This is a genomic window from Nocardia sp. NPDC055053 (genome assembly GCF_053608285.1).
Map to the genome: position 1 here is coordinate 1 of NZ_JBSGVD010000029.1, position 11,901 is coordinate 11,901.

An 11,901-nucleotide genomic window follows, 5' to 3' on the forward strand; every position below is an offset into this window, starting at 1 on the left:
GCGCAGCGGCGGTTCGCGGCCGTCCCGCCGGTCAGGTGCCGTTGCGTACGCGACGTAGGAGCAAGCAACGGTGCCTGACCGGCGGGACAGGAGGGGCCGCGAACTCGAGCGCGCCAGCGCTCCAAAATTACGGCAGCGCGGTGACCAGCTGCTCGACCTCGACGCGCGGGCCGGTGAAGAACGGGATCTCCTCGCGGACGTGCAGGCGGGCCTCGGTGGCGCGCAGGTCACGCATGAGGTCGACGATGCGGTGCAGTTCCGGCGCCTCGAAGGCGAGGATCCACTCGTAGTCGCCGAGCGCCATCGAGCTGACGGTGTTGGCCCGCACGTCCGGGTAGCCACGGGCGGCCTTGCCGTGGTCGGCGAGCATCTTGCGCCGCTCCTCGTCGGGCAGCAGGTACCACTCGTAGGACCGGACGAACGGGTACACGCAGATGTAGTTGCCCGCGTCCTCGCCGGCCAGGAACGCCGGGATGTGGCTCTTGTTGAACTCGGCGGGCCGGTGCACCGCGACATTGCTCCACACCGGCGCGCTGGCCCTGCCCAGCTCGGTGGTGCGGCGGAAGTCGGCGTAGGCGGCCTGCAGGTCCTCGACGCGCTCGGCGTGGGTCCACAGCATGAAGTCGGCGTCGGCGCGCAGGCCCGCGACGTCGTAGATGCCGCGCAGCACGACGCCCTTGTCGGCGAGGCCGTCGAAGAAAGCCTGCGCTTCCTTGATCGCCTCGGCGCGGTCCTCGCCGAGCACGCCCGGCTGCACCTGGAACACCGAGAACATCAGGTAGCGAATGGTGGAGTTGAGGGCCTGGTAGTCGAGTCGCGCCATGGATCTATGGTGCCACTGCGGTGTTTTCGCCCGCCGGGTGGGCGGGGGCTGCGGCCGCGGTCAGCCGGCGGCAGGCCGGGTCGCCCGCCACGGCGAGGATTCCTCGCTGCCGAAGACCGAGGTCACCGTCGTCACCTCGCCCGCGTGCAGTTCCACGGGACCGAGCTCCGGATCGAGGAATAGGATGCGGGCGCTGGTCGTCTGCTCACCGGTGATGGTCACAGCGCGCGATCATGCAGCATCACTATCGCTCGAGGTCGTCGACACGCCGCGGATCGGCCGTGCGGCGGGGCCGTCGGTGTCGGCGGCTATTCGACGCGCGACGCCAGCGTGGTTGCGACGCGCTCGCCGGCCACGTGCGGCGGGCCGGTCGGTATCGGTCGCTATTGGACGCGCGACGCCAGCGCGGTAGCGACGCGCTCGGCGGCCGTGGTGCCGGAAGCGACGCAGGCGGGGACTCCGACGCCGTGCAAGTAGGCGCCTGCTATCGCGAGGCCGTCGAGGGGGGCGACGGCGGATTCGATGGTGGCGACGCGGTCGGTGTGGCCGGGGGCGTATTGGGGCAGGCCGCCGGGCCAGCGCTGGACGACGGACTGGATCGGGGTGATCTCGATGCCGGTGACCGTGGTCAGGTCGGTGACGGCGGCCGCGACGAGGTCGTCGTCGGACCAGGACAGCGGGGATTCGTCGCCGAAGCGGCCGAAGGAGGCGCGGACCAGCGCGACATCCCGCGCGCCCAGATGCGGCCATTTGCGGCTGGACAGCGTGAAGGCCTTGGCGCGCAAGGGTTCTCCGGTGGCGACGAGGATGCCGGAGTTGTCCGGCAGTCCGGTCTCGCGTGGCAGTGCCATGGCGACCAGGGCCGACGAGGACAGTTCGATGCCCGCGGCGGCCTCGGCGGCGACGGGGGCGACGTAGTGCAGCAGGCGGGCGGTGACGGGTGCCGGGGTGGCCAGGACGACGCCGTCGACCAGGCCGAGCGGGTCCACTACCCAGCCACCGGACGCGGCGGCCACCCTGGTCGCCGCCAAAGTGGTGACCGACCGGGCGCCCGACGCCTCGACGAGTGCCCTGAGCAGGGCGCCGTAGCCGTCGCGCAGGCCGCCGAAGACCGGCGCGGTACTCGGCGGTGGCAGAGCGTCCCGAACGGCATCGGTGAGGCTGCGCGCGCCGCGATCGAGGGCGGCGGCGAGGGTGGGCAGGGCGGCCCGGACGCCGATCGACGCACTGGTGCCCGCGTAGACGCCGCCAAGCAGCGGGTCGACACTGCGCTCGACCACCTGACGGCCGAACCGGTCGGCGACGAGGCTGTGAACGTCGGTATCGCTGCCGGGTTCCCAGTGCAGCGGCCGCTGCGGCTCGGCGGCGACCTGCGTGAGTGTCGCCTCGTCGACAAGGCCGCGCAGCGACTCCGCGTCGGACGGAATCCCCATCAGCGTGCGCCCCGGCAGCGCATGCGCCGCCCCCTGCGCCCAGACCAGCGGCCGCTTCCCCGCGGGCCGCACCAGCTGCTCGTCGAGCCCGAGCTCGCCCATCAGCTCGAGCACCTCGGGCCGCCGCCCGACAAAGGCCTCGGCGCCGAGATCCAGTGGCTCCCCGGCCAATTCACCGGTGTGCAGCACCCCGCCGAGCCGCGCGGCCTGCTCGACAACGACGATGTCGGCGCTGTCCCCGAGCCGCTGCCGCAACCGATACGCCGCGACGAGCCCGCTGATTCCGCCACCGATGACCGCGATCCGCATACCTCGACCGTAGCCGCGCCGACCCACCGCGACCTACACCCACCCGGTGGATGTCGGCCTGATCACGCGCAGGCTCGTGCACCGTGGCGCCGGATCGGCGGCGACCGCCGATCAGACCGGCCTCATCGTGCAATTCGTCGTCCGCGAGTCAGAAAACTGACTGCACGGCGACACAATGCGCGATTGCGCCGGATCCGGCAGCCACCAGCAGATCCTCGTCGGCACCATCGCCACCCATCCCGGCTCGACGCCACACAGCGATGCGTCGTCGATGCCGCCCGGTCGGCCAGCCGCTGGTCCGGCGCCTTCGATTACCGCCACACGGCGACTACAGCGAGTGCACCAACTCGACCAGCGCGGTCAGCACACCCGGATCGGTATCCGGCAGCACCCCGTGGCCCAGGTTGAAGATGTGCCCGCTCGCGCCCATCGTGATCGCCTCGTCGGCCTCGCGCACGATCCGGCGGGTCTCCTTCTCGACCGCGTCGAACCCGGCGAACAGGATCGCGGGATCCAGGTTGCCCTGCAAGCCCTTTCCCGGCCCGACCCGGCGCACGGCGTCGGTGAGCGGCACCCGCCAGTCCACGCCGACCACATCGGCGCCCGCCTCACCCATCGCGCCGAGCAGCTCGCCGGTGCCGACGCCGAAGTGGATGCGCGGCACGCCCGCCGCGGCGACCTCGGCGAAGACCCGCTCCGAATGCGGCAGCACGTACTCGCGGTAGTCGGCCAGCGACAGCGCGCCTGCCCACGAATCGAACAGCTGCACCGCGTCGACGCCGGCGGCCAGCTGGGCCTGCAGGAACGCGATGGTGATGTCGGTGAGCGCGCCGAGCAGCGCGTGCCAGGTCTGTGGGTCGGCGTGCATCATCGCCTTGGTGCGCTCGTGATGCTTGCTCGGCCCGCCCTCCACCAGATAGGAGGCCAGGGTGAACGGTGCGCCCGCGAAACCGATGAGCGGGGTGTCGCCGAGCGCGTCGGTGAGCAGGCGGACGCCTTCGGCGACCGCGCCGACCTCTTCGGGCCGCAGCCGCGGCAGCGCGCGCACGTCGGCGGCGGTGCGCACCGGCGAGGCGACCACGGGGCCGACGCCGGGCACGATGTCGAGGTCGATGCCTGCGGCCTTGAGCGGAACGACGATGTCGGAGAACAGGATTGCCGCGTCGACGCCGTGCCTGCGGATCGGCTGCATGGTGATCTCACACACCAGATCCGGGTCGAAGCAGGACTCGAGCATCCCGATGCCCTTGCGCAGTTCCCGGTATTCCGGCAGCGACCGGCCTGCCTGGCGCATGAACCAGACAGGCCGCCTGCTCGGCGTCGCGCCGGTGGCGGCGGCCAGGAACGGGGCATCGGTCAACCGGCGGCGGGTGTAAGTGCTCATCGCTGTTCATCCTAAGCGGACCCGCCACCGATTCCGGTCCGAGGTCACCGCCGAACGCGCTGCCCGCCGGACGCGACATCCGCACCCCACCGACCGGCGGGAATCGGACGAACCGGCCATGTGCCGGTCTACGGCGGCGATCGTCGCGCATCGTGCACCACACGAGTGCCGAGAATGCGCTCTGCGCAACGTAGCCCGTACCCGGCCGCGTCTGGCGGCGCGCCTCCGACAGCGCCGGGCGCACACCGTCTACCGTCTCTCCTCGTGACACCGCTCGACATCCGCGACGGCGCCGCACCGACCGGGGGAACGCCCCGCGAGCCTGCTTCTTTCCGGGCGGCGGTCGATGCGATGGGCACCGCAACAGTGCACCCCCGAATCGAGCTGGCGCCTATCCGTCCCCCGCAACGGTTGGCGCCGTTCTCCTATGCGCTCGGAGCGGAGGTCACCCACCCCGACAGCGCCATCGTGCCGATCGATTCCGAAGGGGACGCGTTCGGCAGGCTGATCCTGCTGCACGACCCCGAGGGCGACGAGGCCTGGCACGGCGTGTTCCGGCTGGTCGCCTACATCCAGGCCGATATCGATGCCGCGCTGGCCGCCGACCCGCTGCTGCCCGAGGTGGCCTGGAGCTGGCTGGTCGACTCCCTCGAGTCGCGGGGCGAGCAGTTCACCGCCCTCGGTGGCACGGTCACGGCCACCAGTTCGGTCCGCTACGGCGACATCGCGGGCCCGCCGAGGGCCCACCAGCTGGAGCTGCGTGCCTCCTGGACGGCGATGAACACCGAGATGCGCCGTCACGTGGAGGCCTTCTGCGAGGTACTGGCCTTCGCCGCCGGGCTGCCGCCCGCCGGGATCACTCATTTGCGACCGGAGTCGTATACCCGCACCGATCGCCCTTGAACGCCACGTAGAGTTCACGTTTATGCCGGTCGCCGAGGAACCAACCGCAGCAGAGCCCCTGCTCGCCCCCGCCGAGGGGGTTCCCCCTGTGCTGGCGACCGCCGACGACGTCGCCCAGGCCGCCAAGAAGATCGCCGCGGGTACCGGTCCCCTGGCCGTCGACGCCGAACGCGCGTCCGGTTTCCGCTACTCGGCGCGGGCGTATCTGATCCAGCTGCGGCGCGCTGGTGCCGGGACCTTCCTTATCGACCCGATCCCGATCACCGACGCGCTGACGCCGCTGGCCGAGGCGATCAACGACCTCGAATGGGTCCTGCACTCCGCCGACCAGGACCTGCCCGGTCTCGCCGAACTCGGCCTGCGCCCGGCCCGCCTGTTCGACACCGAACTGGGCGGCCGCATCGCCGGCTACGAACGGGTCGGCCTGGCCGCGATGGTGGAGAATCTGCTCGGCCGCTCGCTGCGCAAGGGGCACGGCGCCGCCGACTGGTCGACCCGCCCGCTGCCCGACGAGTGGCTCAACTACGCCGCCCTCGATGTCGAACTGCTCCTGGAACTGCGCGACACCGTCGCCGCCGACCTGGCCGAACAGGGCAAGATCGACTGGGCCGCCGAGGAATTCGAGCACATCCGCACCATGGCGCCGCCCGCGCCGAAGGCCGACCGGTGGCGGCGCACCTCCGGCATCCACACCTTGCGCCGCACTCGTCAGCTGGCGATCGTGCGCGAACTGTGGACCACCCGCGACGCGCTCGCCCGCGCCCGCGATGTCGCGCCGGCCCGGATCCTGCCCGATTCCGCCATCGTGGCCGCCGCGACCGCCGAGCCACGCAGCATCGCCCAGCTGCGCACCCTGGCCGTCTTCGGCGGCCCACGCCAGCGCCGCTATTCCCGGGACTGGCTCGGCGCGATCGAACGCGGCCGCACCCTGCCCGACAAAGAACTCCCGCCGCTGACCCTCCCCTTCGACGGGCCGCCCCCGGTCAACCGGTGGGAACGCCGCGACCCCGCTGCCGCCGCCCGGCTCGCCACCGCCCGTAGCGCCATGGGCGAGCTCTCCACCGAATACGCCATCCCGGTGGAGAACCTGCTGTCCCCCGATCTCGTGCGACGGCTGTGCTGGGACGGTCTCCCCGACTACAAGAACGTCGGCGAACCGGACGAACTGTCGGCCACGATCGAGGAGTTCCTGCGCGCCGGCGGTGCGCGACGGTGGCAGCGCAGTCTCGCCGTGCCCGCCCTCACCAAAGCGCTGACGCCCTCCGCCAGGTAGCCGAGGGACACCAGCCGGCCGGCCCACCGCCTGCCGCGTACCGACCGAAATTCCCTCGACCCGGCGACCTCTCGGCGTTAGCGTGGTTCCTCGCCCGCCTGCCACCGTCGAGAGGATCCGCCGTGTCCGAAGCCGAGGCGATCGCCGCCAACCGCGCGAACTGGGACGATCGGGCCGACGTCCACGCGCGGTCGCGGATGTACGACGTCGACGCCTTCCTGGCCGACCCGAGCGCCGTCTCCTCGGTGGTGCGCAACGATCTCGAGGTGCTGGCGCCACATCTGCCGGAGACGGGGATCGCGGGCTGTTCGCTGCTGCACCTGCAATGCCATATCGGGACCGATACCGTGTCCTGGGCCAGGCTCGGCGCGGTGGAGGTGCACGGGCTCGACCTGTCGCCGAACTCGCTGCGGCACGCGGCCCGGATCGCCGCGGCGGATGGGCGCGACATCACCTGGGTGGAAGGCGACGCCCGCTTCGCCGCCGCTGTCATCGGCCGGCGGTTCGATACCGTCGTGACCAGCGCGGGCACCATCGTCTGGCTGCCGGAGCTGACCGCGTGGGCACGCTCGATCCATGATCTCCTGACCCCGGGCGGTGTGTTCGCCATTCGCGACGACCACCCGATCCTGGGTGCGATGCAGTTCGAGCCGTGGGAGATCGACGACGACTATCTCGCCGGTGGCGGCGCCCGCTCGTACTCGGATTCGGGCACCTACACCGAGGATTCGGACGGGTCGATCACGCACACCACCAATCACGAATGGCGGCACGACCTGGGCGAGGTCGTCGGCGCGCTGCTGGCGGCGGGGCTTGTCATCGAGGCGCTGGCCGAACTGCCGTACATGGACTGGCGGCCGTTCCCCGAGCTCGTCCCCTGTGCGGAGGGCTGGACGCTGCCTCCCGGCAAGCCGCGGATCCCGCTGAATTTCGCCGTCGTCGCCCGGCGTCCCCACTGAACGAGCTGCGCGCCCGGTGTAGTCACCGGGCGCGCGGGATCGATGCGGTGTGCTGTCAGCGCGACTGCAGCCAGCCGCCGATGCGCTGAGCGATCGCGTCCGCGGTGAGACCGAGTTCCTCGAGGATCTCGCCGCGCGAGGCGTGGTCGAGGAACTGCTGGGGCACACCGAGATCGCGGGCCGGCACGTCGAGACCGGCATCGCGCAGGCGCGCCGACACCGTCGAACCGATGCCGCCGTGCAGGCCACCGTCCTCGACGGTGACGACGAGGCGATAGTTCTCGGCCATCTTGACCAGGGTGTCCGACACCGGGATGACCCAGCGCGGATCGACCACGGTGACCGAGATGCCCTGCGGGGCAAGCAGTTCGGCGACCTGCATGGCCGTCTCGGCGAACGGGCCGACGGCCACGATCAGGACGTCACCGTGCTGGGACTGCGCCGAGCCCGCGCCGGGAACGGCCAGCCGCAGCACATCGATGCTGTCGACGCGCTCCACCGCGGTGATGTCCTCGGCGACACTGCCTTTCGGGAAACGCAGCACGGTCGGTCCGTCGGTGACAGCCAGCGCCTCGGCGAGTTCCTCCCGCAGGGTGGCGCCGTCGCGCGGGGCGGCGACGCGGATGCCGGGGATGATGCCGAGCAGCGAGAAGTCCCACATGCCGTTGTGGCTGGCACCGTCGGGACCGGTGATGCCGGCTCGGTCAAGGACCACGGTGACCGGCTGCTTCAGCAGCGCCACATCCATCAGCAGCTGGTCGAACGCGCGGTTGAGGAAGGTGGAGTAGATCGCGACGACGGGGTGCATACCGCCCAGCGCCAGACCGGCTGCCGAGGCCATCGCGTGCTGCTCGGCGATGCCGACGTCGAACATGCGGTTCGGGAAGCGCTCGCCGAACGGGGCAAGCCCGGTCGGGCCTGGCATGGCCGCGGTGATGGCGACGATGTCCTCGCGCCGCGACGCGTGGTCGATGAGCTCCTCGGAGAACACCGCCGTCCAGCCCTTGGCCTTCTTGCCCGCGAGCGGGCGGCCGGTGAGCGGGTCGATCGGGTCGCAGGCGTGCATCTGGTCGGCGACGTGGTTCTCGGCGTGCTCGTAGCCGTTGCCCTTGCGGGTGACCACGTGCACGACGACCGGGCCGCCGAAGTCCTTGGCGCGCCGCATCGCCGCCTCGAGCGCGACGAGGTCGTGGCCGTCGACCGGGCCGACGTACTTCATGCCCAGATCGGAGAACAGTTCCTGCGGGCTCACCGCGTCCTTGATCCCGGCCTTGAGCGCGTGGACCATCGAGTACGCCGAATCCCCCACGGCGGGAATGCTTTTGAGGATGCGCTTGCCCGCGTCGAGGGCGTGCTCGTAGGCGGGCTGGGTGCGCAGCGCGGTCAGCCGGTCGGCGAGGCCGCCGATGGTCGGCGCGTAGGAGCGGCCGTTGTCGTTGACCACGACCACCACCGGGCGGTCGGGCGCGCCCGCGATGTTGTTGAGCGCCTCCCAGCACATTCCGCCGGTGAGCGCGCCGTCACCGACGACCGCGACGACGGTGCGGTTCTGCTCGGACAGCGCGAACGCCTTGGCCAGGCCGTCGGCGTAGGACAGCGCGGCCGAAGCGTGCGAGGACTCCACCCAGTCGTGTTCGCTCTCGGCGCGGCTCGGGTAGCCCGACAGGCCGTCGCGCGTGCGCAGCGAGTCGAACCGGTCCTTGCGGCCGGTGAGGATCTTGTGCACGTAGGCCTGGTGACCGGTGTCGAAGATCAGCGGGTCCGCCGGGGAATCGAAGATCCGGTGCAGGGCGATGGTCAGCTCGACCACCCCTAGATTGGGGCCGAGATGGCCTCCGGTGGCGGCGACCTTCTGCACCAGGAACTCGCGGATCTCCTCCGCCAGCTCCCGCAGTTGCGGCACGCTCAGCCGGCGCAGATCTTCGGGTGAATCCACCCGCGACAGCACTCCCACCTGAACTCGCTCCCTCCGGACTATTGTGTGATCCGCCCAGTGTATTTGGCCGTGCGGGCGGCCCCGGCTCGCGGGCCCTTCCCGATCCGTCGCGCCGACCATAGTCCTACCAGGCCGAGCTGCCCACCCCCGCCCGCTGAACTGGGCGCCCGGCGGCGAACCGCCCTCCCAGCGGCCGTCGATCGGCTGTGAGGACTATCTCCCCCGCGCGTCCCCACCGGGGAGGCGACGACGCGACCTACAGTGACCGCTGTGGCCGAACCGGACGGTGTTGCGCGCACGATCGACCCCGGCGTGGTGGCTGGCATGCTCGACGAGGTGTACGCGGCCTGCCGCGACGACACCTCCGGCACGCCCGCCGACTACATCCCCGAGCTGGCCGCGGTGGCGCCCGACGCGTTCGGGCTGTGCCTGGCGACCGCGGACGGCCTGGTCTACGCGGTGGGCGATACCGGCATCGGGTTCACCATCCAGTCCATCTCCAAGCCGTTCACCTACGCGCTCGCACTGGCCGATCGCGGCCTGGATGGAGTGGCCGCGCACATCGATGTCGAGCCGTCGGGTGAGCCGTTCAACGAGATCAGCCTGGAACCGGAGACCCAGCGGCCGAGCAATCCGATGATCAACTCCGGGGCGATCACGGCGGCCTCGCTGATCAACGGCCGCGACGCCGCCGACAAGTTCGAGCGGGTCCGGCGCTGCTATTCACGTTTCGCCGGGCGGGAATTGCGGATGAACCAGGCGGTCTACGAGTCGGAGGCGCGCACCGGCTACCGCAACCGCGCGATCGGCTACATGCTGCGCTCGGTCGGCATCATCGACGTCGATCCCGACGACGCGGTCGACCGCTACTTCCGGCAGTGCTCGATCGAGATCACGTGCGCCGACCTCGCCCTGATGGCGGCGACGCTGGCCGACAACGGGGTGAACCCGAAGACGGGGGAACGGGCGCTGTCGACCGCGCTGACCGAGCGGGTGCTCAGCGTGATGACGACCTGCGGCATGTACAACGCGGCGGGCGACTGGGTGACCACGGTCGGCCTGCCCGCCAAGAGCGGGGTCGGTGGCGGGATCATCGCGGTGCTGCCAGGCCAGATCGGGATCTCGGTGTACTCGCCACGGCTGGACGGTCAGGGCAACAGCGTGCGCGGGGTCGCCGCGTGCCGGGAGCTGTCGCGGCGGCTCGAACTGCACTTCTGTCACGTGACCCGCTCGGCGCGCACCGCCATCCGCGCCGACTACTCGGTGGCGCAGGTGCCGTCGCGGTTGCGGCGCTCCCCCGAGGACGCCGAGGTGCTGGCGGCGCACGGCGACCGCGCCCGGGTCTACGAACTGCACGGTGACCTGCTCTTCGCCGGCGCCGAACGCGCGGTGCGGGCCATCGAGAGCAAGGCAGGCGCGCTCGACGCGCTGGTGATCGACCTGCGCCGGGTCGGCGAGGTGAGCGCGGTGGCGCGCGGGATGCTCGACGCCCTGCAGACCGAACTCGTCCGGGGCGGCAGCCGGGTCGCGCTGGTCGATCCCGACGCGCGGCTGGGTCGCGAGGCGTCGAGCCTCGACCCCGCCGATCCCTGCGGGCGGGTGTTCATCGACCGGGACACCGCGACCGAATGGTGCGAGGACATCGTCTTGGACCTGCACCGTCCGCCAGGGCAGCGTGCCCGCACCTCGATCCGCCTCGACGAGCATCCGCTGCTCGCCGGGCTCGACGACGACGATCGCGCCCGGTTGGCCGCCGATTTCGAGTCGCGGACCTTCGCGCGCGGTGAACTGATCGCCGACCGTGGCGATCCGCGCTCAGGGCTGTATCTGATCCTGGACGGGCGGGTGCGGGGGACCTTCCCCGGCACCGACGGGCGGGTCCACCGGCTGGTGACGCTGTCGGCGGGGATGTCGTTCGGGGAGATTCCGATGCTGATCGGGAAACCGTTCGTCAACGAGATCATCGCCGAGACGCCGGTGCGGGTGGCGGTGATGCCGCCCGGTGTCTTCGATCAGCTCACCGAGGGACACCCGCGGCTGAAACTGGTACTGCTGCAGCGCCTCGCCGCGGGCGCCTACGCGCAGATGGACGCCGCGGTGCGGACCATCTCCCGCAACGCGGGCAACTACTGACCGGTCGGCCCCGGAACCAGCGCCCGTCGCGAGACGTTGGTCAGCACAGCATCCTTCGACCGACAGGAGTAGCGCGGTGGGCAAGAAGTCCTGGCAGGCGAGCACGACGACATTCGGGCGCGGCACGGTGCGCGCGGTCCCCGATCTGATCCGGGTCACGCTGTCGGTGGAGTCGCGCGCCGACACGGTGGCCGCCGCCTACGGGCGCGCGGGTGACCGGGTGAGCGCCGTCGTCGCCGCCCTGCGCGCGGCCGGGGTGAGCGACGCCGACCTGGCGACCAGCGGGCTGAGCGTGCGCACCGAGACCGTCTACACCGACAACGGGCGCAGCGAGATCGCCGGCTACCTGGCGTCGACGAGCCTGAGCGTGTCACTGCGTGAGGGCACCGGCACCGAACCCGCCGACACCGTGGCCGCCGCGGTGACCGCGGGCGGCGACGATGTCCGCCTGGGCGGCCTGACCCGCGGCATCGCCGATCCGGAGCCACTGCTCGCGCAGGCGCGCGACGCCGCCTTCGACGACGCCAAGACCAAGGCCGAGCAGTACGCGGCCCGCGCGGGTGTGCGGCTGGGCGAGGTCATGCAGATCACCGAGGACATCGCCACACCGATGCCACGCGCCTACGAGATCGCCGAAATGGACAGCGCACCGATGCTGATGGCCCGGGCGAGCTCCCCCGTGCCGGTGGTGCCGGGTGAGACCGAGATCGGCGCCACCGTCCGGGTCACCTGGGCCCTGGACTGACAC

At 71.4% G+C, this 11,901-nt stretch carries 10 protein-coding genes; 5 read left to right on the forward strand and 5 right to left on the reverse strand.

Going from position 1 to position 11,901, the window contains the following annotated elements; all coding sequences use genetic code 11:
- Positions 1 to 127 precede the first annotated feature (127 nt).
- The 4 genes from hemQ to hemE form a co-directional block, all read right to left on the reverse strand.
- Positions 128 to 823, reverse strand: a complete 696-nt coding sequence (gene hemQ / locus ACWF82_RS25345; RefSeq protein WP_379083343.1) for a hydrogen peroxide-dependent heme synthase — start codon at positions 821 to 823, stop codon at positions 128 to 130.
- A 60-nt stretch (positions 824 to 883) separates the two neighbouring features.
- A complete protein-coding gene (locus ACWF82_RS25350; RefSeq protein ID WP_452505015.1) occupies positions 884 to 1,045 on the reverse strand; it encodes a hypothetical protein in 162 nt (53 codons plus the stop codon).
- 161 nt (positions 1,046 to 1,206) lie between these two features.
- Positions 1,207 to 2,565 (reverse strand): protoporphyrinogen oxidase, encoded by a 1,359-nt coding sequence (locus tag ACWF82_RS25355; protein WP_452505017.1) that lies wholly within the window; start codon positions 2,563 to 2,565, stop codon positions 1,207 to 1,209.
- A gap of 328 nt (positions 2,566 to 2,893) precedes the next feature.
- Positions 2,894 to 3,949 carry a uroporphyrinogen decarboxylase gene (gene hemE, locus ACWF82_RS25360; protein ID WP_452505019.1) on the reverse strand — a complete coding sequence of 352 codons (1,056 nt, stop codon included), beginning with the start codon at positions 3,947 to 3,949 and terminating at the stop codon, positions 2,894 to 2,896.
- A gap of 351 nt (positions 3,950 to 4,300) precedes the next feature.
- On the opposite strand from hemE, the gene ACWF82_RS25365 reads away from it, so the two are divergent.
- From ACWF82_RS25365 to ACWF82_RS25375, 3 genes are all read left to right on the forward strand, one after another.
- Positions 4,301 to 4,852 carry a DUF3000 domain-containing protein gene (locus ACWF82_RS25365; protein WP_452505127.1) on the forward strand — a complete coding sequence of 184 codons (552 nt, stop codon included), beginning with the start codon at positions 4,301 to 4,303 and terminating at the stop codon, positions 4,850 to 4,852.
- A gap of 22 nt (positions 4,853 to 4,874) precedes the next feature.
- Positions 4,875 to 6,125 carry an HRDC domain-containing protein gene (locus ACWF82_RS25370; protein WP_452505021.1) on the forward strand — a complete coding sequence of 417 codons (1,251 nt, stop codon included), beginning with the start codon at positions 4,875 to 4,877 and terminating at the stop codon, positions 6,123 to 6,125.
- A gap of 122 nt (positions 6,126 to 6,247) precedes the next feature.
- On the forward strand, positions 6,248 to 7,084 hold the full coding sequence (locus ACWF82_RS25375; protein WP_452505023.1) for a class I SAM-dependent methyltransferase: 837 nt from the start codon (positions 6,248 to 6,250) through the stop codon (positions 7,082 to 7,084).
- A gap of 55 nt (positions 7,085 to 7,139) precedes the next feature.
- Here ACWF82_RS25375 and dxs read toward each other — a convergent pair whose 3' ends face one another.
- Positions 7,140 to 9,038, reverse strand: coding sequence for a 1-deoxy-D-xylulose-5-phosphate synthase (gene dxs / locus ACWF82_RS25380; protein ID WP_452505025.1), 1,899 nt, complete (start codon positions 9,036 to 9,038; stop codon positions 7,140 to 7,142).
- Between the two features lie 306 nt (positions 9,039 to 9,344).
- On the opposite strand from dxs, the gene glsA reads away from it, so the two are divergent.
- Both glsA and ACWF82_RS25390 read left to right on the forward strand, forming a co-directional pair.
- Positions 9,345 to 11,153 carry a glutaminase A gene (gene glsA, locus ACWF82_RS25385; RefSeq protein ID WP_452505129.1) on the forward strand — a complete coding sequence of 603 codons (1,809 nt, stop codon included), beginning with the start codon at positions 9,345 to 9,347 and terminating at the stop codon, positions 11,151 to 11,153.
- 76 nt (positions 11,154 to 11,229) lie between these two features.
- Positions 11,230 to 11,898: an SIMPL domain-containing protein gene (locus tag ACWF82_RS25390; protein WP_452505026.1), complete on the forward strand. Its 669-nt coding sequence runs from the start codon at positions 11,230 to 11,232 to the stop codon at positions 11,896 to 11,898.
- Positions 11,899 to 11,901 lie beyond the last annotated feature (3 nt).

Excerpts from the sequence above, each read along its gene's own strand:
- hemQ (WP_379083343.1), bottom strand. The coding sequence starts at position 823 with ATGGCGCGACTCGACTACCAGGCCCTCAACTCCACCATTCGCTACCTG.
- ACWF82_RS25355 (WP_452505017.1), bottom strand. The coding sequence starts at position 2,565 with ATGCGGATCGCGGTCATCGGTGGCGGAATCAGCGGGCTCGTCGCGGCG.
- hemE (WP_452505019.1), bottom strand. The coding sequence starts at position 3,949 with ATGAGCACTTACACCCGCCGCCGGTTGACCGATGCCCCGTTCCTGGCC.
- ACWF82_RS25365 (WP_452505127.1), top strand. The coding sequence starts at position 4,301 with ATGGGCACCGCAACAGTGCACCCCCGAATCGAGCTGGCGCCTATCCGT.
- ACWF82_RS25370 (WP_452505021.1), top strand. The coding sequence starts at position 4,875 with ATGCCGGTCGCCGAGGAACCAACCGCAGCAGAGCCCCTGCTCGCCCCC.
- glsA (WP_452505129.1), top strand. The coding sequence starts at position 9,345 with ATGCTCGACGAGGTGTACGCGGCCTGCCGCGACGACACCTCCGGCACG.